At 61.6% G+C, this 21,272-nt stretch carries 21 protein-coding genes; 7 read left to right on the top strand and 14 right to left on the bottom strand.

The window, feature by feature from the left end; genetic code table 11:
- The first annotated feature begins 48 nt into the window (after positions 1 to 48).
- The 4 genes from NCHU2750_RS13805 (at position 49) to NCHU2750_RS13790 (ending at position 3,307) form a co-directional block, all read left to right on the top strand.
- Entirely contained in the window at positions 49 to 849 is an 801-nt protein-coding gene (locus NCHU2750_RS13805) for an inositol monophosphatase family protein (protein ID WP_119941024.1), read from the top strand.
- Between the two features lie 130 nt (positions 850 to 979).
- Positions 980 to 2,050, top strand: a complete 1,071-nt coding sequence (locus NCHU2750_RS13800; protein WP_119941023.1) for a flagellar motor protein MotA — start codon at positions 980 to 982, stop codon at positions 2,048 to 2,050.
- 3 nt (positions 2,051 to 2,053) lie between these two features.
- Complete coding sequence (locus NCHU2750_RS13795) at positions 2,054 to 3,085, top strand: peptidoglycan -binding protein (protein WP_119941022.1); 1,032 nt, start codon at positions 2,054 to 2,056, stop codon at positions 3,083 to 3,085.
- A 3-nt stretch (positions 3,086 to 3,088) separates the two neighbouring features.
- The gene (locus NCHU2750_RS13790; RefSeq protein WP_119941021.1) at positions 3,089 to 3,307 is read left to right on the top strand and encodes a hypothetical protein; all 219 of its coding nucleotides are present in this window, start codon (positions 3,089 to 3,091) and stop codon (positions 3,305 to 3,307) included.
- Positions 3,308 to 3,317: 10 nt separating this feature from the next.
- Here NCHU2750_RS13790 and NCHU2750_RS13785 read toward each other — a convergent pair whose 3' ends face one another.
- Both NCHU2750_RS13785 and NCHU2750_RS13780 read right to left on the bottom strand, forming a co-directional pair.
- A complete protein-coding gene (locus tag NCHU2750_RS13785) occupies positions 3,318 to 4,574 on the bottom strand; it encodes a glucoamylase family protein (protein WP_119941020.1) in 1,257 nt (418 codons plus the stop codon).
- Between the two features lie 110 nt (positions 4,575 to 4,684).
- A complete protein-coding gene (locus NCHU2750_RS13780) occupies positions 4,685 to 6,472 on the bottom strand; it encodes an ABC transporter transmembrane domain-containing protein (RefSeq protein ID WP_502703848.1) in 1,788 nt (595 codons plus the stop codon).
- Positions 6,473 to 6,749: 277 nt separating this feature from the next.
- On the opposite strand from NCHU2750_RS13780, the gene rpmE reads away from it, so the two are divergent.
- Both rpmE and NCHU2750_RS13770 read left to right on the top strand, forming a co-directional pair.
- Entirely contained in the window at positions 6,750 to 6,971 is a 222-nt protein-coding gene (gene rpmE / locus NCHU2750_RS13775) for a 50S ribosomal protein L31 (protein WP_119941018.1), read from the top strand.
- A gap of 123 nt (positions 6,972 to 7,094) precedes the next feature.
- Complete coding sequence (locus tag NCHU2750_RS13770; RefSeq protein WP_119941017.1) at positions 7,095 to 7,622, top strand: P-loop NTPase family protein; 528 nt, start codon at positions 7,095 to 7,097, stop codon at positions 7,620 to 7,622.
- Here NCHU2750_RS13770 and rcdA read toward each other — a convergent pair whose 3' ends face one another.
- The 3 genes from rcdA to NCHU2750_RS13750 form a co-directional block, all read right to left on the bottom strand.
- Complete coding sequence (gene rcdA, locus NCHU2750_RS13765; protein WP_119941016.1) at positions 7,623 to 8,135, bottom strand: protease adaptor protein RcdA; 513 nt, start codon at positions 8,133 to 8,135, stop codon at positions 7,623 to 7,625.
- Between the two features lie 450 nt (positions 8,136 to 8,585).
- Positions 8,586 to 8,777, bottom strand: coding sequence for a DUF1192 domain-containing protein (locus NCHU2750_RS13755; protein ID WP_119943347.1), 192 nt, complete (start codon positions 8,775 to 8,777; stop codon positions 8,586 to 8,588).
- Positions 8,778 to 8,779: 2 nt separating this feature from the next.
- Positions 8,780 to 10,051, bottom strand: a complete 1,272-nt coding sequence (locus NCHU2750_RS13750; protein WP_119941014.1) for an MFS transporter — start codon at positions 10,049 to 10,051, stop codon at positions 8,780 to 8,782.
- Positions 10,052 to 10,247: 196 nt separating this feature from the next.
- Between NCHU2750_RS13750 and NCHU2750_RS30515 the strand changes: the two genes are divergently transcribed.
- Positions 10,248 to 10,409, top strand: a complete 162-nt coding sequence (locus tag NCHU2750_RS30515) for a hypothetical protein (RefSeq protein ID WP_162939621.1) — start codon at positions 10,248 to 10,250, stop codon at positions 10,407 to 10,409.
- Here the strand turns inward: NCHU2750_RS30515 and NCHU2750_RS13745 are convergent, their stop codons facing one another.
- The 9 genes from NCHU2750_RS13745 to NCHU2750_RS13700 all read right to left on the bottom strand — a co-directional run bounded on the left by NCHU2750_RS13745 (position 10,410) and on the right by NCHU2750_RS13700 (position 21,180).
- Positions 10,410 to 11,327: a PhzF family phenazine biosynthesis protein gene (locus tag NCHU2750_RS13745; RefSeq protein WP_119941013.1), complete on the bottom strand. Its 918-nt coding sequence runs from the start codon at positions 11,325 to 11,327 to the stop codon at positions 10,410 to 10,412.
- Positions 11,328 to 11,739: 412 nt separating this feature from the next.
- Positions 11,740 to 12,636, bottom strand: coding sequence for a fructose bisphosphate aldolase (locus NCHU2750_RS13740; protein ID WP_119941012.1), 897 nt, complete (start codon positions 12,634 to 12,636; stop codon positions 11,740 to 11,742).
- A gap of 15 nt (positions 12,637 to 12,651) precedes the next feature.
- Positions 12,652 to 12,921: a hypothetical protein gene (locus tag NCHU2750_RS13735; RefSeq protein ID WP_119941011.1), complete on the bottom strand. Its 270-nt coding sequence runs from the start codon at positions 12,919 to 12,921 to the stop codon at positions 12,652 to 12,654.
- Positions 12,922 to 12,937: 16 nt separating this feature from the next.
- Positions 12,938 to 14,140, bottom strand: a complete 1,203-nt coding sequence (locus tag NCHU2750_RS13730) for a phosphoglycerate kinase (protein ID WP_119941010.1) — start codon at positions 14,138 to 14,140, stop codon at positions 12,938 to 12,940.
- 134 nt (positions 14,141 to 14,274) lie between these two features.
- Complete coding sequence (locus NCHU2750_RS13725; RefSeq protein ID WP_119943345.1) at positions 14,275 to 16,098, bottom strand: potassium/proton antiporter; 1,824 nt, start codon at positions 16,096 to 16,098, stop codon at positions 14,275 to 14,277.
- A gap of 534 nt (positions 16,099 to 16,632) precedes the next feature.
- Complete coding sequence (locus tag NCHU2750_RS13715; RefSeq protein WP_119941008.1) at positions 16,633 to 17,520, bottom strand: MBL fold metallo-hydrolase; 888 nt, start codon at positions 17,518 to 17,520, stop codon at positions 16,633 to 16,635.
- 191 nt (positions 17,521 to 17,711) lie between these two features.
- Entirely contained in the window at positions 17,712 to 18,710 is a 999-nt protein-coding gene (locus tag NCHU2750_RS13710) for a LysR substrate-binding domain-containing protein (RefSeq protein ID WP_162939620.1), read from the bottom strand.
- 181 nt (positions 18,711 to 18,891) lie between these two features.
- Complete coding sequence (locus NCHU2750_RS13705; RefSeq protein ID WP_119941006.1) at positions 18,892 to 20,193, bottom strand: PQQ-dependent sugar dehydrogenase; 1,302 nt, start codon at positions 20,191 to 20,193, stop codon at positions 18,892 to 18,894.
- A 360-nt stretch (positions 20,194 to 20,553) separates the two neighbouring features.
- On the bottom strand, positions 20,554 to 21,180 hold the full coding sequence (locus NCHU2750_RS13700; protein ID WP_119941005.1) for an NADPH-dependent F420 reductase: 627 nt from the start codon (positions 21,178 to 21,180) through the stop codon (positions 20,554 to 20,556).
- Positions 21,181 to 21,272 lie beyond the last annotated feature (92 nt).

The raw sequence follows: 21,272 nt of genomic DNA, 5'->3' as shown, positions 1-21,272 counted from the left end.
TAGCCCGCTCTCCCGGTCAGCCGGTTTCCGGGGCTCAAGGATTCCGAAATGGCCCGTTCAGCGCTTCTCAATGTCATGGTGCAGGCTGCCTTGAAGGCAGGCAAATCGCTTACCAGGGATTTCGGCGAGGTGCAGAACCTGCAGGTTTCGGTCAAGGGACCGAGCGATTTCGTTTCGCAGGCAGACCTCAAGGCCGAGAAGATCGTTCGCGACGAGCTGATGAAGGCGCGCCCGACCTATGGCTTCCTCGGCGAAGAGGGTGGCGAGGAGAAGGGCACCGACGGCGCGCATCGGTGGATCGTCGATCCGCTCGACGGCACGACCAACTTCCTCCACGGCATTCCGCAGTTCGCAGTCTCCATCGCGCTGGAGCGCAATGGCGAGATCGTTGCCGGCGTGATCTTCAATCCGGCAACGGACGAGCTCTACACGGCTGAAAAGGGCGGCGGTTCCTTCCTCAACGATCGCCGTATTCGCGTGGCTGCCCGCCGCGTGCTGTCGGATTGCGTCGTCGGCTGCGGCGTACCGCATCTCGGCCGCGGCAATCACGGCAAGTTCCTCGTCGAGCTGCGCCACGTGATGGGCGAAGTCGCCGGCGTGCGCCGGATGGGCGCAGCCGCGCTCGATCTCGCCTATGTGGCTGCAGGCCGCCTCGACGGCTTCTGGGAAATGGATCTTTCGCCCTGGGACATGGCAGCCGGACTGGTGCTGATCCGTGAAGCCGGCGGCTTCGTGTCCGACATGAAGGGCACGACCGACATGTTCGAAAGCCGCAACGTGGTTGCCGGCAACGAGCTGATCCAGAAGGCCATGGTTGAAGTGATCAACCGGCCGATCCCGAGCCGATAAGTCACCGGAAGATCCGAAGAAATTCAGTGCTTGCTCATCGGTAGCGCACTGATTTCGCATGTCTGCACACTTCAATTCGTCGTAATTTTCCACTAGCCTCCGGTTCAGTTAAGCGGAGTCGAGGCGTATTATGGCGAATGCGACGGTGGATGATCTGGACGAGTCTGAGACGGGCCGGGGCGGCTACAAGCACAGGCTCTCCAATCCCGCATCCTTCCTCTGGACGATGCTCATCTTCCTGATCCTCGTCGGGTTTGTCGCCTCCATTCTCTACCGGCAGGCGCAGCATGCCTTCCAGACCAATCCGGGCCTCAACGGCCTCATTCTCGGCGTTTTGGCGATCGGCATCCTGCTCGTCTTCGTGCAGGTGATCAGCCTGGCGCGCGAAGTCGGCTGGTTCAATGCTTATCGTGCAGCCGGCGGCAATGCCGAAAAGGTGGGGCGCGAACCGCGGCTGCTTGCTCCGATGCGCACGCTGATCGGCCGCCGCCGCAAGGTGTCGCTGTCGACGGTCGCCTATCGCTCCATCCTCGATTCGATCGGAACGCGGCTTGACGAGACGCGCGACACCTCGCGCTACCTCATCGGCCTTTTGGTGTTTCTCGGCCTGCTCGGCACCTTCTGGGGCCTGATCGGCACGATCGGCTCGATCAGCGACGTAATCGGCGCGCTGGACCCGTCTTCCAACGGATCGAGCGACATTCTGGGCGCGATCAAAAGCGGGCTGGCCAAGCCGCTTGCCGGCATGGGCACGGCGTTTTCGTCCTCGCTGCTCGGCCTTTCCGGCTCGCTCATCCTCGGCTTTCTCGACCTGCAGGCGGGCCGGGCGCAGAACCGCTTCTATACCGAACTGGAAAACTGGCTCTCCTCCGTCACCGATGTCGGTTACGACGGGCCGATCGCCGATGGCGAGGGTAATGGCAATGGTGCGACAGAGGAGTTGAAGGCGCTGACGGCGGAACTGCGCAAGCTTGCCGCCGCACAGGCTAAGGCCTCCCATGACGGTGCCGATAACGAGCGGTCGATGACGGCGATGGCCAATCTCGCCGAGGGGATCCAGGGCCTCGTCAAGAACATGCGCAACGAGCAGCAGATGCTGCGCGACTGGATCGAGGCGCAGCAGGAGGAATCGAAGGCGATGCGCCGCACGCTGGATCGTCTCTCCGACAAGATCGCGGCCGACAAGATCGGGGGGAAATAAGCGATGGCGCTTGCCAAGAACCGCCGCCGCGAACGCAGCGTCGATTTCTGGCCGGGATTCGTGGATGCCTTGTCCACGCTTCTCATGGCCATCATGTTCCTGCTCACGGTCTTCGTGCTGGCGCAGTTTCTGCTGAGCCGTGAGATCACCGGCCGTGACGAGGTGCTGAACCGGCTGAACAGCCAGATCGCCGAACTGACCAACCTTCTCTCCCTGGAAAAGAGCGGCAACCAGGATCTCGAGGATCAGCTAGCCAACCTGCAATCCTCGCTCGCATCGGTCGAGAGTGACCGGTCGCGGCTGCAACAGTTGCTCAACCAGGGGGCAGGCGCCAGCGATGCGGCTAATGCCAAGGTCGGGGAACTGACGACCCAGCTCACCCAGCAGCAGCAGATCAGCCAGCGGGCGGCAAGCCAGATCGAGCTTTTGAACCAGCAGATCGCCGCACTGAGGGCGCAGATCGCCGCCGTCGAACAGGCGCTGCAGGCATCGGAGGCCAAAGATGTCAATTCGCAGGCGCAGATCGCCGATCTCGGCCGGCGTCTCAACGTGGCGCTTGCCGCCAAGGTACAGGAACTCAATCGCTATCGTTCCGACTTCTTCGGCCGCCTGAGGGAGATCCTGTCGGACCGGGAGAATATCCGCGTCGTCGGCGACCGGTTCGTGTTCCAGTCGGAAGTGCTGTTCCCGGTCGGCGGAAGCGAACTGGACGATGCCGGGCGCGCGGAGATGGACAAGCTTGCGGCCGCACTTCTCGATCTCGCCAAGGAAATCCCCGCCGAGATCAACTGGGTTCTGCGGGTCGACGGGCATACCGACAATTCACCGCTGTCAGGCACGGGCCGCTACCGTGACAACTGGGAGCTTTCGTCGGCGCGCTCCACATCGGTGGTCAAGTACCTGATCTCCAAGGGCGTACCGGCCAACCGGCTGGTTGCGGCCGGTTTCGGCGAGTTCCAGCCGATCACTCCGGGCGATACGCCTGAAGCGAAGGCGCAGAACCGTCGTATCGAACTGAAGCTGACGGAACGCTGATCGATGGCCTCCGACAGAGACGAGATCAACGCCCTGATCAAGGCGGTGGCGGATACGCCGCGCCGCGACAACAGCGCCTATCATCAGGCGATGGCCGAAGCACGCGAGATGTTCGACAAGGCGGAAGCGGCACTTGGCGGCCCGGTCACGATGAGGGCCAAGACCAAGTTGAAGCCGAATGGCAAATATGTGGTGAAATGGGTGTTCGAGCGGGCGGACTGACCGCCCGTCTTCACGCCATGTAGCGGTCTGAGGAAAAGCCCAGCCGCTCCAGCCCGCGCTTTATTTCCGGCGCCTTCATGAACAGGTTCCAGAGCAGGCCGGTGCGATGGTTTTCGATCATCGCGACGATCGGGCCCTGGTCGATCGACAGATAGGTCGGAGCCAACCAGTCGATCGCCGGGGCAAAGGCGTCGACGAAGCCGAACGAGCCGAACAGCTTGCCATCCTCGTAACGCAGCATGGCGCGCAGGGCTTGCTCCGCTTGTTCGGGCAGGAAGGGGAAGCTCGACAGCGCTGCCGTCGGGGCGATCGATCCGGTGTCTGAGGTCGGTGAATTGGCATTGTAGCCGTTCGGCGCTTCCGAAGCGGTGAGGCCCCAGACACCATATTGCTCATAGGCCGGCACGGTCATGCAATAGTCGCGGTTGATCCTGGTATGCGCCACCGCCTGCTGCCAGTAGTCGGCATAGCGGTCGGAGAGGCCGCGCGGATCGAGCGCGCAGAAAGAATATTGCGACATGAACAGCGGGCCGCCGAAGGGCTCTCCCAGCGGCAGCATGGTGCCGAGATAGGTCTCGCCATTCTTCATCGTGCCGGAGCGCGACCAGCCGGAAGAATAGCTTTCGGGGTCGATCGGATGGGTCTGCGAGCCCGCAGCCATTACATAGGCCGACAGGGCCTCGTTCCAGCCGCGGATCGGCAGGTTCATCGCCCAGGCATGGGTCGGGCTCCAGTGCCAGTAGAGCGGGCCGGCATCATTGCCGCGGGTGAACCAGTTCCATTCCACCTCGTCAAACAGGCGGGTGACGGTGGTCCGCAGCGTCTGTTCCTGCTCGGACGCGCCGGTGAAATATTCGCGGGCACAGATCAGGCCCTGCAAAAGCAGCGTCGTTTCGACGAGATCGCCGGCATCGTCATATTGCGAGAACTGGATGGTCTCGCTGGTGGCGCCATCGACCATGTGGGGGAAGGCGCCGTGATAGCGGGTGGCAAGCATCAGCCGTTCGAGGATGAGGGTGAGCCGGTCCAGCGCCTCGGCGCGGCTGATCCATTGGCGTTCGGCGGCAACGATGATCGCCATGATGCCGAAGCCGGTGCCGCTGATCGAGATCATGTTGGTGGCAATCGCGCCGTTGACCCAGCGCTTGTCGTAGACGAGCTTGCTTTCCGCATGTGCGCCATCCCAGAAATACAGGAAGGTCTGGCGCTGAACCGCCTCCAGCAAGGTATCGATCGGGGCATCCGGATCCAGCGGCTCGACAATCATCCGGTTTTCCCTTGCCAGTCTTTCATTTGGGCAAGCACGGCGTGCCTGCTGTCCTTGTTTTCAGGCGTATTCCCCGAAACCGATGGCCAGTTCAGGGGAACATGCGTCATTTACACGGCAGCTGCGCTCGGCTGTTCCAGGTCATGGAACTGGAGCCGGGCGAGCTTGGCATAGAGGCCGCCACGGGCAACGAGACTCTGATGCGTGCCTTCCTCGACGACACGACCATTGTCGAGCACGAGAATGCGGTCGGCCTTGAGCACGGTCGCAAGGCGATGGGCGATTACCAGCGTGGTGCGGTCCTTCATCAGTCCGTCGAGCGCGCGCTGGACCAGCGTTTCGCTTTCGGCATCGAGTGCCGAGGTGGCCTCGTCGAGAAGCAGGACCGGCGCATTCTTGAGGATGGCGCGGGCAATTGCGATGCGCTGGCGCTGGCCGCCCGAAAGTGTGATGCCGCGCTCGCCTGCCATCGTGTCGTAGCCCTGGTCGAGTTTTGAGATGAACTCGTCGGCCTGGGCGGCGATCGCAGCCTCGCGCACGGCCTCGCGGCTGGCGCCCGGCGTGCCGAAAGCGATGTTGTCATGGATCGAGGCGGCAAAGATGGTCACGTTCTGCGGCACGATCGCCATGCGGGAGCGGATATCGGTGAGCCTTGCCTGCCGCAGTTCGACACCGTCGAGCTTCACGTTGCCGCTCTGCGGATCGTAGAAGCGCATCAGGAGCGAGAAGATGGTGCTCTTGCCGGCGCCGGACGGGCCAACAATGGCAACGGTCTCGCCCGGCTTTACCTTCAGCGAAAGCGCATTCAGCGTGATGGCGCTGACACGGGCGGGATAGGCGAAGGAAACCTGCTCGAATTCGACCTCGCCGCGGGCTGGTTGGGGCAGGGCGACGGGGTTTTCCGGGTCCCGCACGGCCGGGATTTCCTGCAGAAGTTCAGTCAGGCGTTCGGCGGCGCCGCCTGCGGCGGAGAGTTCTCCCCAGACTTCGGAAAGCTGGCCGAGCGAGCTTGCGGCAATTACCGAATAGAGCACGAACTGGCCGAGCGTGCCGGCACTCATGGCGCCCGACAGGACGCTCTGGGCGCCGTACCAAAGGACGGCGACGATCGAGCCGAAGATCAGAAGGATGGCAAAACCGGTCAGCAGGGCGCGGGCGCGGATGGCGGCACGGGCCGCATCGTAGACGCTTTCGATCGCCCGGCCGTAGCGTGCGGCGGCTTCCGGCTCCTCACCAAAGGCTTGGACGGTTCGGGTTGCGCCGACGATCTCGGAGGCAAAGGCAGACGACCCGGCCAGCGTATCCTGCGCCGCACGCGACCGGCGGCGGACGTTGCGGCCAAAGCCGACGAGCGGGAAGACGATGACCGGGATGGCACAGAGGACCAGCGCCGAAAGACCGGGGCTGGTATAGATCATCATGCCGATTGCGCCGAGGCACATGATGGTGTTGCGCAGCGCCACGGAGGCGGAAGACCCGAGCGCCGACTTGATCTGGGTCGTGTCGGCCGTCAGGCGCGAGACGATTTCGCCCGACTGGTTGACGTCGAAGAAGGAGGCGGAGAGGCGGGTGACATGGCCAAAGACTTCGCGCCTCAGGTCGGCCACGACGCGCTCACCGATGGTGATCACATAGTAATAGCGCATGGCACTGGCGATCGCGAGAAGCACGGCCAGAACCAGGAGCATGCCGAAATAGTTGTTGATGAAATGGCCGTCGGAGGAGGCGAAGCCATGATCGATCATGCGGCGGACGGCAAGCGGCAGGGCGAGCGTCGTGGCCGCCGCGAGAACCAGGAAGAAAATCGCCGAAACGACAAGCCTTCGATAACGGGAGAGATAGGGTATCAGTCTGGCGAGGGGCTTCAGGCTGCGATTCTTCTTTTCGGTCTCGGACATGTCTGCCACGCGATCTCCTGCTGGCGCATCGTGCCCTGGCACGATACTTTGGCTCCGGTATGACGGCCTTCGTTCCTGCGTTGTCGGCGCCGGATAAAAAGGCGTTTGGGGCCCGGTTATCTTACCCTTGCGGGTACTTGTGCTTGTCGCGACCTTCCTGTATAGGCTCCGCATCGAATTGGGAAGCCGTGACCGCACCGGTCTGCGGCTTCATTCATTAAAGAGGGTCGGTGATCGCTAAAGCGGCATGGAGACCCCGCAGAGCAGGAATATCGACATGAAGGCTGACATTCATCCCGACTACCACATGATCAAGGTCGTCATGACCGACGGCACCGAATACGAAACCCGCTCTACCTGGGGTTCGGAAGGCGCTGTCATGAACCTTGAAATCGACCCAAAGTCCCATCCGGCTTGGACCGGCGGCAACCAGCAGCTGATGGACCGCGGCGGCCGCGTTTCCAAGTTCAACAAGCGTTTCGGCGGCCTCGGCCTCTAAGCCGAACCGTAGGCGGACCCAAAAAAAGCCTGGCGCAAGCCGGGCTTTTTTCGTTTTCTGCATGGCGCTGGCGGCAGGCGGTCTCGGTGAGCAATGCCCGGGCGTGTCGCGAAGGAGCAGGCAATGGCTCGACATGTCGGAGATGGCGTCTTCAGCCGGGTGGCAATCATGGGCAATGGCGGCTCGGGAAAGACGTGGCTCGCCAAGCGCCTTGCTCTCTGTCTCGAGCGTGCACCGGTTCATCTCGACGATGTCTATTGGCAGCCGGAGCGTTTCGGCTCTGCTGCGCGGGATAAAGCCGTGGTTGCCGAGGAGGTGAGGCGGCTTTCGCGTGCCCCCGAATGGCTGGTCGAAGGCGTCTATGGCTGGCTGATCGACGTGCTGGTGCCGCGCACGAGCCTGCTGATCTTTCTCGATCTTCCGGAAGACGAATGCGTGGCCAATGTGAAGGCGCGCGGCAAGCAGTATCGCGAAAGTGACGAAAATTTCGCCGAGTTGATCGACTGGGTGTCGAAATATCGGCAGCGAGTGAACAACTGGAATTCCTTCGAGGCGCATCAGCGGCTGTTTAATGAATTCCAATACGCAAAAGTGCGGCTGAGGAGCCGCACTGAAATTTCCGCTTATGCAGACAGGTTGTCGAGCAACTGATCAGTTGCTGAAAGCGGTATGAAGCAGGTTGAGCTGGGCGCGGACGCTGTTTTCATTGTCGGGCATGACAACGGCGTCGGACGGGCGGTAGATCTCGCGGTCGAGAAGGGCCACGCGGTTCTGCAGGCGCAGCGAGCGCTCGACGAGATCACGGAAACCTTCCGGCAGATCGTTCCAGCCCGGCGCGTTGCGATCGACATTGAAGCCGTCGAGACGAACCTTGTTCTTTTCGGCAAGCACCTGATCGCGGGACATTTCGCCATTGTTGACGGCGCGCTGCAGGAGCAGCCAGGAGGCCATCTGCATCAGGCGGGTGGTCAGGCGCATGGATTCTGCTGCATAAAGTACCGAAGCGATGCGGGGCAGAACCTTGGATGCAGCGCGGCCGGTACCGTCGAGGTAGGTCGCGGTTTCTTCAACCAGCGACATGCCTTCCGAGTAAAGTGTCTTGAACTGCGAGGAATTCGCGGCGCGGCCTGCGAAATTGACGGTATTCAAACCCTGTTCCTGCATGAAAGTCATCCTGCTAACGCATCACGATGAGGCAATGGCGGCGTGGGGCGAAAAGTTCCATCGCAGCCCTCATTGACTTGAACATGATCCTTATAATTGAAATCCGCAAGGCGTTTATTAAGGAAAGGTTAATACCCACAAGAAGCGGTAAACCTGTGCGGATGTTCTTGTTTTGGAACAGATTTTCTGTGGAGGCAAGGGAGGGGAAATGGTGCTTGAGGCGCCCGATCATGCTGTTTTCACGGCAGATCAAAAAAAGAAGAGCCGCGGAAAGGCGGCTCTCAAGGTAAAACAGGGAGAAATCAGACCATTCGCCGGGTGGTGAAACTGTCTGAGCCCAGCAAAACTGGACGGTTTGATAATGTCCGTTAATGATTAATATCCGCTTAAATTCCACAGGAAATACTTAGGGATTCCGGTGGAATGCCGATTTCGGCTTGGCGGGTTTTTTCATTTCTTGAACAGATTGTCGGCTGCCATGCGGCCGGCATGTTTCTTTACCTTGTCCGCCTCGAGCCTTTCGATTTCCTGCTGCAGAAGGGCTATCCTCAGGTCGAGGTCCCCCACCGAAAGCAGAGAGAGATCCGAGCCGATCTCGTGGACGGTTTTCTTTGCCGGGCGGTCGTCGTCGAAAAGGCTCATGGTCATATCCTCCGCTCTTCCATGGCGTTTTCCGCCGTTGCAGCCCGCGGATCAAGAGCGATGCTTTCCGGCGTGGTGAGCGGCGATGTCGCGGCGGGTGCGACTGTGTAGGAGTCGCGCTGCTCGGCCGGGATCGCCGCACGCTGGCGGCTGCGTATGATCGCATAGGCGGTGATCAGGATATGCGAGACGGCGGTGACGAGGAAGAGGGCGTAAGGGCCGGCCGAGGTCATGACCGGGCCGCCGAGTGTCGGGCCGATGATCGTGCCGATGCCGTAGAGCAGGAGCAGGCCGCCGGACACTTTGACGAAATCCTCGGGTGCTGCGAAGTCGTTGGCATGGGCAACGGCGATCGGATAGAGGGAGTTGGCGGCTGCACCATAGATCGCCACCAGCACGATGATGCTGTAGGTATCAGTCGGGCGGATGAGGGCGACGACCAGCCCCGCGAGTGCCGCTGCCGCCGACAGGCCGGCAAGAACGTAGCGGCGGTCCATGCGGTCTGACAGGCGGCCGGCGGGAAACTGCATGATGGCGCCGGCGAAGATGGTGATCGTCACCATGGCGGCCACCGAGCCTTGCGACAGTCCCGCCCGGCTGGCGAAGACCGCGGACAGCGTTCCATAGGCGCCGTTGGCGATGCCGATCAGCAAGATGCCGACGAAGGAGATCGGTGAATTTCGAAACAGGCCTTTCAGATCCAGCTTGGCACGCTTCAAGGGTTGCGGCGAGGCGGCCTTGGACAGCGTCGTCGGCAGCGCGGCGATGCTGTAGAGAATGCCGCAGATCATGAACAGCGTCGGCGCGGTGACATCGGAGAACGGCACCATCATCTGCCCGCCGACCACGCCGAAGAGCGTGATGGATATATAGAAGGAAAAGATCGTGCCGCGGCTTTCCGGCGTGGCGCGTTCGTTCAGCCAGCTCTCGATGATCATCGAGGTGCCGGCAGTGCAAAAACCGGTGATCGCACGCAGCGTCAGCCAGGCGGTCTGGTCGACCATCAGGCCGGTCAACAGGACGTTCAGGCAGATCAGCGAGAGGAAGCCGGAAAAGGCCCTGACATGGCCGATGCGGCGCACGACATTCGGGGCGACGAAACAGCCGATGACGAAGCCGGCGGCCCAGCTTGTGCCAAGCAGGCCAAGGGTTTCGTTGGGATAACCCTCGAGCGTGCCTCTCAAGGGCAGGAGCAGGCCCTGCAGGCCATTGCCGAGGAAGAGGAAAAGAGTACCGGTCAAAAGGGCGAGGACGGGAAGCAGGTTTCGTCTCATCGTCTCACAAATGTAACTGTTTCAATCAATCGGCGGCCGCGCTTCCTTGAGCCTGGCGAGTTGCGCCCTGCAAAGGAGAACGGTAACGAGGGGAAGAACCATCAATCACTTTATCTCCGCCCCTCGTGACTATCTGTGGTGGAGTTTAAAAATGTCTACCCCGTGGCGGCGGGAACCAACCGTTGCCGGATGAGAAATGACCAAAGTACTCGCCATCCTGCTGATCGTCGCCATGGGCGTCCATATCCTCAAGCCGCTCGGTCTTCCGGGCCTAAGGCGGCGAAGGGATTTCTGGAAGATCGCCCTGTTCGCCTTCGCAATCTGGACGGTGGCGCTTCTGGGGCGCGAGTTTTCCTGATCAGCAGTCGATCGTGCCGCGCATGACGAAGACCGAGCGGCCGCTGATGCGCACATCCGTCACCTCGCCCTTTCTCTTCACCACGTCCAGTTCGATGATGCTCCTGCGGCCCATCTCGACACCCTGCTCGATGGTCAGGTGCTGGTTTGCATCGTCCTCGGGCATGCTTGCGACGAGATAGGCGGCAAGGGCCGCCGAGGCGCTGCCGGTCGCCGGGTCTTCCGGCACATCGTCGAGCGGTGCGAACATACGGGCGCGGATGTGGCCGGGCCTCGCGTTGTCGCGGACATAGAGAAACAGCGAGAAACCGAGGCCGTCGCCCGGATATCGGGCTGCGGCCTCTCGGAAGGCGCCAAAGTCCGGCACCGTATGGCCAAGCGTATCGAGCCCATCCAGTTCGCCAAACACGAAGGCGAGGCCTACCGAGGCGAAGATCGGCTCATGCCTGGCCGTCAGCACGTTTTTCACATCTATCGAAATGCAGCGGGCAACGAGTTCGGCGGAAACCGTTTCGCCTGTCGTGAGCGGCCGCGGAGCCCGGATCGAGGTGGAGAGGACTGCTCCGGCCTCACGGGAAAGATCGACCTCGACTATTCCCGCGTGCTCTTCAAAACGCAGGCTATCGCCGACCGGTTTGCCAAAAATCTCTGTCTGCTGGCCGAGTACATAGGCGGTGCCGACATTCGGGTGGCCGGCAAAGGGCACTTCGACGGTGGGCGTGAAGATACGGACCCGAGCGGTGTTGGCGGGATCTTCCGGGGGCAGCACGAAGGTGCTTTCGGAGTAGCCGAATTCGGCCGCGATCTGCTGCATCTGATCGGAGGACAGGCCGCGTGCATCGGTGACGACGGCCAGCGGATTGCCGGTAAAGCGCTCGGCGGTGAAGACATCGACGGTAACGAATTCGACGGTCGGCATGCAACTCTCCCTATAGATCCGGCTATTGCGGGCTAAAAGTCCCCCTCTGGCCTGCCGGCCTGCCCGGGTTGAGCCGCGTGTCTCAACCCGCTCTTCGAGCCCCCCACAAGGGGGGAGAAAACCTTCCGCCACCGCCTGCCTCAATCGGGCCTCGGCGCCGCGACCAGGTTAAGCCTTCCCCCGTATGGGGAGGGTGGGGAGGGGTCTTCTCTCATCTGCAACGAAACGGGCTGAGGCTAAATGGGGAGATGCTGCGTCGCCAGCCAAACTTTGTGACGGTGCCAATCTTTGTTGCCAGGCCTATAAACGGGAAAAACCGCGCCATTCACGACGCGGTTTTCTCCCTCCCTGCAGCATCCGCGCCCTCCCAGGCTGGCGGACCGGCTGCAACGATCCTGTTTGAAAAGGCCGATCAGGCCTTGTTGACGCTGGCGGCGTAGATTTCGTCGATGGTTTCGCCGAGGCTTGCGTCGAAGTCCGCGTCGCTCATCGAGACGCGCAGGTTTTCCGTCAGTGCACGCGAGAAGCTGGCGATCATGCCGTGGTTGTGGCTGAGCTTTTCGCAGGCATCGGCGCGGGTATAGCCGCCCGAGAGGGCGACGACGCGCACGACCGACTTGTGGGCGATCAGCGGCGCGTAGAAATCGGCGACCGTCGGGATGGTGAGCTTGAGCATAACGTTGTCGCCGGCCGGAAGCTTGTCGAGCTGGGCGGCGATCTCGTCACGCAGGATGGCTTCCGCCTCGGCCTTGGTCGGGCTCTTGATCGAGACTTCCGGCTCGATGATCGGCACGAGGCCGTGGCCGATGATCTGGCGGGCGACTTCGAACTGCTGGGCGACAACGGCTGCAATGCCGGCCTTGTCGGCATTGGCGATCACCGAGCGCATCTTGGTACCGAAAATGCCCTTCTTGACGGCGCGGGACAGGAGCGCGTCGAGATCCGGCATGGGTTTCATCAGCTGAACGCCGTTTTCCTCGGCGAGCAGCCCCTTGTCGACCTTGAGGAAGGGAACGGTGCCGCGCTTTTCCCACAGATAGGACGGAACAGGCTGACCTTCGACATCGCCGTCCATGGTGCGCTCGAACAGGATGGCGCCGATCACCTTCTCGCCGGTAAAGGCGGGGGCGGTCATGATGCGAACGCGCATGGCATGCATCAGGCCGAACATTTCCTCGTCGCCCTTGTAGTCGGTTTCGGCAATGCCGTAGAGGCGCAACGCTCCAGGTGTCGAACCACCGCTCTGATCCAGCGCCGCAATGAAACCAGGCGCCGAGCTGATTTTGTTCAACATCTTCGCGTCCACCATATTTTACTCCTATCCCTAAAAATGCCGCGGTCCGTGCTCGCGTATGTTCTGCAGGTCCTGTGACCAACCGGCAAGGTCGAACTGGTCAATTCCCGGATCAATATCGTCAAGACGCCCGGATATTTCAACGCTCTCCGGAAGCGACAACCCGGCGATAACAGAAGTTTTTTTAAAGGGGAATGTGCGTTTAAATAGCTGAAACGATTGAAATGATTTCAATCGTTTAAAATTTTGAATATTTTTAAAACTGTCATGATCGGTGGATGCGCGAAGGATCTCGCGCATCCACGAGCATCAATGATCAGGCGGTCTTGGACAGAACCGCGACGCCAGGCAGTTCCTTGCCTTCCATCCATTCGAGGAAGGCGCCGCCTGCAGTCGAGACATAGGTGAAATCGTCGGCAACGCCCGCGTGGTTGAGGGCTGCGACGGTATCGCCGCCGCCGGCGACGGAGACGAGCTTGCCGGCCTTGGTCTGCTCGGCAGCGAATTTGGCGGCCGCGACGGTGGCGGTATCGAAAGGTGTGATCTCGAAGGCGCCGAGCGGGCCGTTCCAGACCAGCGTCGAGGCGCGACCGATCCAGCCATTGACGGCTTCGATCGACTTCGGACCGACGTCGAGCATCATCGCGTCGGCGGGGATAGCCTCCACCGCGACGGTTTCATTTGCCGCATTGGCCTTGAATTCGCGGGCGACCACGCCGTCCACAGGCAGCACGATGGCGCATTGGGCGCTGGCTGCTTCGAGCATGATCTGGCGGGCGGTTTCTGCGAGGTCATGTTCGCAGAGCGACTTGCCGACATTGATGCCCTGTGCAGCGATGAAGGTGTTGGCCATGCCGCCGCCGATGACGAGCGCATCGACCTTCTTCACGAGGTTCTGCAGGAGGTCGATCTTGGTCGACACCTTGGCGCCGCCGACAATGGCAACGACCGGGCGGGCCGGTGCGCCGAGGCCCTTTTCGAGTGCTTCGAGCTCGGCCTGCATGGTGCGACCGGCATAGGCCGGAAGGTGATGGGCAAGGCCCTCGGTCGAGGCATGGGCGCGGTGGGCCGCGGAGAAGGCGTCGTTGACGTAGATATCGCCGTTCGTTGCCAGCGCTTCGGTAAATTCCGCGTCGTTCTTTTCCTCACCCTTGTGGAAGCGGGTGTTTTCCAGAAGCAGGATATCGCCGGCCTTCATCGAGGCGACGGCCTTTTCCGCATCCGGACCGATGCAATCGGCGGCAAACAGCACTTTCGTGCCGAGGACTTCGTTGACGGCAGGTACGATCAGCGACAGTGACATGTCGGCGACCGGCTCGCCTTTCGGGCGGCCGAAATGGGCGAGCAGGATGACCTTGGCGCCCTTCTTCGACAGTTCCAGAATGGTGGGGGCGACGCGCTCGATGCGGGTCTTGTCCGTAACCTTGCCGTCGGCCATCGGCACGTTGAGGTCGACGCGCACGAGGATGCGCTTGTCCGCGGGGTTGCTGATGTCGTCAATGGTCTTGAATGCCGGCATGGGCTGGTCCACTCCTTGAGTGCTTAAGACTGGCGCGGGCGGCATGTCTGCCCGGCCAAGGGAACTGGCCGGACCATACTATGGTTGCCGGCCGACGCAAGGGCACCAACAGCCGCAGTATGGGGTGGCCGGGGCTAGTGACGTTGCTGCGGTACCGGCTTGCCGCGGTACTTGCGGATGAGGTCGCGCACGCGGTGAGCGATCTCGCGCATGTTGATGAAGATCGGCAATTTGGTGGTCGGTTCCACCGGTTCCAGCGACACGCCGACCGAGCTGATCTTGTTCATCTCGTCGACCTCGCGGACGATCAGAACGATCGAGCCGAAGCGGATGCGATCGGCATATTCGGCCTTGCCGTTCAACCGGGTGACCAGCAGTTCGCCGACCGTCATGGCCTGTTCGGCGGCCGAGAGGAGGCCCGGACCATAGGCGGCGTCGAGTTCCTTGGCGGGGCGGGCGGGCGAGATGGCGAAGGCGCCGAAGAATTCCTCGTCGGTCTCTTCCACCGGGGCGCGGGCGGCAAACAGACGGTCGAGGAGTTTGGTATAGGCGGGGGCGACGAAGAGGTAGACCTGATCGCCCTCGCGCAGTCGTCCGGCATATTGGTAGCGCATGCTCTTGCCGTCGCGGATGACGAGCGAGGGCATGGCCCAGCGCGGAATGCGCTCGCCACTCAAAAGCGGACTGTCCTTGATCACCTTGTAGGAGATCAGTTCGTGCTGGGCGGCACCGGGCAGGTCGAGCTCGATCTTGTCCACGGCGCCCATGCGGGGCGGAATGATCAGGCCGAGATAGTTTGCGACCGGCTTGATCGTCCAGCCCTGGACGAGAAGCGAGACCAGCACGATGATGAAGGTGACGTTGAAATAAAGCTCGCCATTTTCCACGCCGCTCAGCATCGGCATGATGGCGAGCAGGATGGAAACGGCACCGCGCAGGCCGACCCATGCGACGAAGCCGATTTCCTGCTGGGTGAAGTCATAGGGCAGGAGGCTCAGCCACACGGCGATGGGGCGGGCACAGAAGATCAAAAACAGCGCCAGGCCGACGGCGGGCAAAAGAATGCTCGGGAATTGCGACGGCGTGGCGAGCAGACCAAGCACGAGGAACATGATGATCTGGGCAAGCCAGGTCAGCCCTTCGTTGAAGCGGGTGATCTGCTGCTTGGCGAACATCTTGCGATTGCCCGCATACATGCCGGCAACATAGACGGCGAGGAAGCCGCTGCCGCCCATGGCACCGGTGAAGGAGAAGACCAGGAGCGCCAGCGTCAGGCCGAAGATCGGGGCCAGGCCGCGGTCGGAGGTGAAGCGGTTCAGCGTCCAGACGATCATCATGCCGCCGAGCAGGCCGAAGATGACGCCGAGCCCCATTTCCTCGAAGAAGGTGAGGAAGAAATGGATGTCGATGCCGGACAGGCGTTCGCCCGTGCCGACCAGTTCGGCGATGGCGATGGTGAGGAAGATCGCCATCGGATCGTTGGTGCCGGATTCGACCTCGAGCGTGGAACGCACCTTGTCGCGGATGTTGATGCCGCCGATGCGCAGGAGGAAGAACACGGCGGCCGCATCCGTCGAGGCGACGATCGAGCCGAGCAGCATGCCCTCCAGCCAACCGAAGCCGAGGAATAGCATGGCGGCGAAGGCGAAGATGCTGGCGGTCAGAAGCACGCCGATCGTGGCGAGCGTCAGCGCCGGAACGGCCGCGATGCGGAACGAGTGAACCGGCGTGATGAAGCCTGAATCGAACAGGATGATCGCCAGCGCCAGCGAGCCCAGCATGAAGGTGAAGGGATAGTTGGAAAACTGGATGCCGAGCCCGTCGGACCCTGCCAGAAGTCCGATCGACAGGAAGACGAGAAGAAGCGGTGCACCGAAGCGGAAGGCGAGAAGACTTGAGAAGGCTGACACAAGCACCAGAAGGGTGCCGATCAACAAGACGATATAGAAAGCCTCCAACGGCCCCGACCTCTTCAGTTTGCCGCCATGCATCCCTGCTTCGACAACAGATCGCAATCGCGGAACCGTTTGAAGGCCGCGGATCAGGTGTCGGAGCGGGGGCAGATCCGGCAGGAGCCGGAGCGAATCGTTACGGTCGCCAATTAGGCATCAACAATTCCGGCAAGAGAAGGGCGAGGCGGAAAAAAGACGGAAACATCCCTTGGTGCCTTCGGTTTTTCTCTGGGCACCCGGACCCATGGACGATCTGCCGCCAGGCTGGAGACGGGATGGGGCTTCATCGAAGGGGGCGCCTGCGTGCTGGAGGTATTACCACGCGGAAGCGGCTTTGGACGGATACCGGCCATCGAAGAAGATTTTGCGATTCTTGGCTGATGCCTGAAGCTCCTGCAGGAATTGCTTCGAGCAAATTGCCAAGCTCTGCGGATTCAGCGCTTGGTCAAAATTTCCGCTGTTGAAGCCTCTATTGGAAACGAGAAGGGCCTGCTGCCTCTCCATCGTGATGCAGCGAGCTCGCAGCAGGCCCAGATTTCGTCAGTTTGTCGTGATAGCCGGTATCCAGCCATCGTAGACAAGCCGGAAGCCGCCGCCGCTCTTTTCGATCCGTCCCGTGGCCGGCGAATTGAAATGCATGCCGCTGATCTGCAGCCGCTCGGCCGCGACACGATCGAGGATCTTGGCACGCGAGGCCGCAGCCTGCGTCGCGTCGCCATCGAATGCGATCGTCACGTCAGGACGGGTGACCTGGATATGAGGAAAATGCACGATGTCTCCCCAGATCAGCAGTGACTGGCCCTTGTCGGCAATGAGATAGCCGGTATGCCCGGGCGTATGGCCCGGCAATGGAACGGAATGAATGCCCGGTACCAGGCTATCCTCGCCGGCAAATGGCACCAGTACATCCCTGTAGGCATCGAAGGCATTTCCCGCGAGGTCGAAATAGGGTCTGACTGCATCCGGCGCGCCGGCGCGGATCGTGTCATTCTTCCAGAAGCCAAGTTCGTCGCGGTGGACGAAAAGCCTGTCGACATTTTGGAACAGCGGCGTTGCGAGCGGCCCGGCCAGTCCGCCGACGTGATCGGGATGGGCATGGGTCAGCAGGATCGTGTCGATGCTGAGTGGATCGATATTGGCTGCGGAGAGCGCAACCGGCAGGCGGCCGCCCCATCCGTTGATGCCGCCTGCACCACTGTCGATCATGATGGTCCGGCCAGCGCTTTGGACGATATAGACATTGATATTGATGCGAGGCAGCTTCGATGCGTTGTATGCGGCGAGAATTTTTTCGGCCTCGGCCGGCTCGACGCCGCTCAGAAGATCGAAAGTCACGTCGAGATATCCATCGCTCAGAATGGTGACCAGAATGTCTCCAACCTTGACACGATTGAGACCGGGCGTCTGGAATGGCATTGGCATATTCATAAACTATCTCCTGAATGCGGGGCAGCAACAGGCCCCGCGAAAGGCCTGGATCGACGACCGGACGCCGGTCGTGATCTTGCTTTCAAATATCGGTTTGTATCCGGTGCAGCGCTGTGCGCCGGCGAGGGCAATATAGGTGGTATGCCGGAAAGCGGGCGCGCCGCTTGGGAGCGCCAATGTCGCGAGAACCGCTACAATGAGGATGGACGCCCATCCCTGGCTTCTACGTGGAGATGCGGATGATCTGTCGGATCCGTCAGGCTGGCCAAATCCATATCCGGACTCCCTGAAAGGTCGGACAGCAGCGCCGGCAGACGGGCGGCGAGATAATCGATGGTGACGCGTGTGCGCACCGGCAGATGGGTGGTTTGCGGCCACAGGGCGGTGATGTCGAATGCGCGCGGCCGGCTCATGGCAAGTTGCACCAGTGCACCGGCCCTGACGCTTGGCCCTGCAAGCCAACAGGGCAGGGAGGCTATGCCAAAGCCGCGGCGGGCCGCATCCGCGAGAAGGTCGAGATCATCGATCTGCGCCTTTGCATCGCCGGTGATCATTGCCCCGTCCGGGCCATCATCGGGTAGGCGCCAGCGAAGCGTGCGACCTCGCGAATAGATGACCATTTTGTGCTCGTCGAGATCTACTGCACCGCGTGGCGCGCCGTGGCGTTCGATATAGCCGGGTGCCGCATAGAGGCTCATCACCTGCACGCCAATCTTGCGCTGCATGATGCCGGCGGAATCGAGCGCGGCACCGATCCGGATGGAAAGGTCGAAGCCGCCATCGACCAGGTCCACCGGGCGATCGCTCAACGACATCGCCAATCTGAGGTCGGGATAATCCTTGGCCATGCCGAGCAGCAAGGGGCCGACGCAATGCCGGCCGAGTGTGGCGGGCAGCGCAACCCTCAGGATGCCGTTCGGCACCTGCCGACCCGAGGCAAAGATCTGGCGGGCGGCTTCCAGCTCGGCCTGTGCCCGCCTGGCATGGTCAAGATAGATCTGTCCGTCCTCGGTCAAGGCCTGAACCCGGCTCGACCGGTGGAAAAGCCGGATCCCGAGATCCTGCTCCAGCCGCGCGATGGCTTTGCCGACGGATGACCGGGACAGGTTGAGCTTCCTGCCCGCCGCGGCGAAGCTCTGTGACTCGACACATGTCAGGAAGATCGCCGAGAGGCTTTGGTTGTCCAACACGTTGCTGCTTTCTCGGCCGCAAGGCGGCAATGCCATCGAACCGCGCCCGGTGCACCGGAGGCCGTTTTCCCAAGATTATGCGGCTGTCGCAAAGCCGTCCAGTAGGGTGGTGTCTACCCACGATCGCCGACCGGCAAGTAGGGCCGTCAGTTGCAATAGGCAGATCTGGACGTCGGCCGGCTCACGCCCCCGTCACGCGCCAGATGACGTCGCCGACATCGTCGGCCATCAGGACCGCGCCATCGGCGGCGAGTGCGACGCCCACCGGGCGGCCGTAGGAATGTTTCTCGTCGGGCGACAGGAAGTCGGTGAGGATTCCGCGCGGCATGCCGACGGGCTTGCCGTTTTCGAAGGCGACGAAGGCAAGCTTGTAGCCCGAAAGCTTCGAGCGGTTCCACGAGCCGTGCTGGCCGATGGCCATGCCTGCGGGAAAGCCCGGCAGCGTTCCTTCGGGCAGCCAGCAGAGCCCGAGCGAGGCGGTGTGGCCGCCGAGTGCGTAGTCGGGCTGCAGCGCTGCGGCCACCTTTGCGGCATCCTGCGGCACGCGATCGTCGACGACCCGGTCCCAATAGCAGAAAGGCCAGCCGTAGAAGCCGCCATCGCGTACCGATGTCAGGTAGTCGGGCGGGGTCTCGTCGCCCAGCCCGTCGCGTTCGTTGACGACTGTCCAGAGCAGGCCTTCCTCGGGCTCCCATGCCATGCCGACGGGATTGCGCAATCCGCCGGCGAAGATGCGCGATTGCCCCGATACCAGGTCATATTCGAAAATGCAGGCGCGGTTTTCTTCCGCGGCCATGCCTTCGTCGGCAATGTTGCTGAGGGATCCCACAGCGACATAGAGCTTCGTACCGTCTTTGCTAGCGATCAGGTTGCGGGTCCAATGGCCACCGGGGATCAGATCCATCAGCTTTTTCGGGCTCGCGGTAATTTTCGTCGCGCCTTGCTCGTAGGGATAGGCGAAAAGCGCGTCGCTTGCGCCGACATAAAGCGTTTCCCCGATCAGCGCGATGCCGAAGGGCTGCCTGACGTTCTCGATATAACGGTGGCATTCCTCGGCGACGCCATCGCCGTCTGCATCGCGCAGAAGCGTGATGCGGTTCGGACTGATACCGGAGGCGCGGGCCCGCTGCATGGTGGCGGACATGGCGTGGTCGAAGAGGCTGCGCGGGTTGCCGCTCTCGCCCATCGATTCGGCCACCAGCACATCGCCATTGGGCAGGACATGCATGTTGCGCGGATGAACGAGATCGCGGGCAAAGGCGTTGACCTTCAGGCCCGGTGCTGCCGTCGGCTTGTGATTTCCTTCCCAGCCCTTTGCAGTCGGCATTTTCAAGGTCGGCATCATGCCCTGCGGCTTGGCGGCCGGAATGGCAGGTGCGCCGCCATAGGCTGGATCGCGCGGGGCATCTCCGGAGTGACGGATCAGCACGGTGCCTTGTCCAATGAGGGCGATGAGGCGAGCGAAGAGGGAGGGTTCGGCCATGGGTCGTCTCCAGCAATGAGCGCGGGGTGAGGAGAGACCGGGACGCTAAAGACTTTATGCGGCAAGCACTAGGGGATGGTGGAGAAAATTATCAACCTTGCGGTGCCGATTGCCGAGGAGCGCGATGCCTTGCTTCCCCATCCCCTCGAAACGACAAGGCCCTCTCCTTCGCCGAAAGAGAGGGCCTTGTCTCAATAGCTCGGCGTTTCCGCCTGCCATCTTAGATGAGCTTGCCCAGCGCGACCGAAGTGTCGGGCATGCGGATGGAGAAGCCCCATTCGTTGTCGTACCAGGACAGGACGAGAAGGCTTCGAAACTTGCCTCGTCAGAGGGCGACGATACGGCCCCTTCCGTAGCGGTTCAGCGCGTGGTCTGCGCCAGAGCGGCTTTCAATTCGGCGGCGTTCATGGGAATGCAGTAGACCGGTCGTCCGTTTTCAAACCGCCATCCCTCGGATAGTGGGCCGACATCGACTGCGTCATAGCCGAACTCATCATAAAGCTTAACCACGATCGCCTTGTCATCGACCCTGTCTCCCGCAAGAGGCAGGGCGCGCCGATCGGATGAACCTTCGGGGCGTCCGTCCTTTTCGAGGTCGCTCATGGCGACGGCATTGAAGGCTTTGACGATCCGCGAACGCGGCAGGTGGCGCGCCAGCAATTCGCTTGTCGTGGTTGAAGCCGAATCAAGCTCGGGGACGTTGCCATCCCGTTCAGGATAGTAGTTGTCCGTATCAATCACCAACTTGCCCGCCAGTGGTTCAACCGGGACAGACCGATAGGCTGCAAGCGGAATTGCCACGACAACGATGTCGCCGAAGGCGGCAGCCTCTTCCACCGTTCCGATCTCGCAGCCGATACTGCGGCCAAGACTGAAAAGTGTCTGCGGCCCGCGCGAATTGCTCACCATGACCTGATGGCCCGCGGCCAGTGCAAGCTTGCCGATGGCGCGGCCGACTATGCCTGCACCTATAATACCGATTTTCATCTCTGCTTCTCCATGTCGATTATGCGACGGGAGGGATTTAATTGGCTCATAAAAATCGATAAATATCCGTTATTGAATGACATTACCAACCA

Origin of the sequence: Neorhizobium sp. NCHU2750, from assembly GCF_003597675.1 — a bacterium.
Taxonomy (GTDB): domain Bacteria; phylum Pseudomonadota; class Alphaproteobacteria; order Rhizobiales; family Rhizobiaceae; genus Neorhizobium.
The sequence above is the reverse complement of the archived record's forward strand: the minus strand, read 5'-3'. Positions and strand labels throughout refer to the sequence as shown.

Coding starts and splice junctions, on each gene's coding strand:
- NCHU2750_RS13805 (WP_119941024.1), top strand. CDS start 49: ATGGCCCGTTCAGCGCTTCTCAATGTCATGGTGCAGGCTGCCTTGAAG.
- NCHU2750_RS13800 (WP_119941023.1), top strand. CDS start 980: ATGGCGAATGCGACGGTGGATGATCTGGACGAGTCTGAGACGGGCCGG.
- NCHU2750_RS13795 (WP_119941022.1), top strand. CDS start 2,054: ATGGCGCTTGCCAAGAACCGCCGCCGCGAACGCAGCGTCGATTTCTGG.
- NCHU2750_RS13790 (WP_119941021.1), top strand. CDS start 3,089: ATGGCCTCCGACAGAGACGAGATCAACGCCCTGATCAAGGCGGTGGCG.
- NCHU2750_RS13785 (WP_119941020.1), bottom strand. CDS start 4,574: ATGATTGTCGAGCCGCTGGATCCGGATGCCCCGATCGATACCTTGCTG.
- NCHU2750_RS13780 (WP_502703848.1), bottom strand. CDS start 6,472: ATGTCCGAGACCGAAAAGAAGAATCGCAGCCTGAAGCCCCTCGCCAGA.
- rpmE (WP_119941018.1), top strand. CDS start 6,750: ATGAAGGCTGACATTCATCCCGACTACCACATGATCAAGGTCGTCATG.
- NCHU2750_RS13770 (WP_119941017.1), top strand. CDS start 7,095: ATGGCTCGACATGTCGGAGATGGCGTCTTCAGCCGGGTGGCAATCATG.
- rcdA (WP_119941016.1), bottom strand. CDS start 8,135: ATGCAGGAACAGGGTTTGAATACCGTCAATTTCGCAGGCCGCGCCGCG.
- NCHU2750_RS13755 (WP_119943347.1), bottom strand. CDS start 8,777: ATGAGCCTTTTCGACGACGACCGCCCGGCAAAGAAAACCGTCCACGAG.
- NCHU2750_RS13750 (WP_119941014.1), bottom strand. CDS start 10,051: ATGAGACGAAACCTGCTTCCCGTCCTCGCCCTTTTGACCGGTACTCTT.
- NCHU2750_RS30515 (WP_162939621.1), top strand. CDS start 10,248: ATGACCAAAGTACTCGCCATCCTGCTGATCGTCGCCATGGGCGTCCAT.
- NCHU2750_RS13745 (WP_119941013.1), bottom strand. CDS start 11,327: ATGCCGACCGTCGAATTCGTTACCGTCGATGTCTTCACCGCCGAGCGC.
- NCHU2750_RS13740 (WP_119941012.1), bottom strand. CDS start 12,636: ATGGTGGACGCGAAGATGTTGAACAAAATCAGCTCGGCGCCTGGTTTC.
- NCHU2750_RS13735 (WP_119941011.1), bottom strand. CDS start 12,921: ATGCGCGAGATCCTTCGCGCATCCACCGATCATGACAGTTTTAAAAAT.
- NCHU2750_RS13730 (WP_119941010.1), bottom strand. CDS start 14,140: ATGCCGGCATTCAAGACCATTGACGACATCAGCAACCCCGCGGACAAG.
- NCHU2750_RS13715 (WP_119941008.1), bottom strand. CDS start 17,520: ATGAATATGCCAATGCCATTCCAGACGCCCGGTCTCAATCGTGTCAAG.
- NCHU2750_RS13705 (WP_119941006.1), bottom strand. CDS start 20,193: ATGGCCGAACCCTCCCTCTTCGCTCGCCTCATCGCCCTCATTGGACAA.
- NCHU2750_RS13700 (WP_119941005.1), bottom strand. CDS start 21,180: ATGAAAATCGGTATTATAGGTGCAGGCATAGTCGGCCGCGCCATCGGC.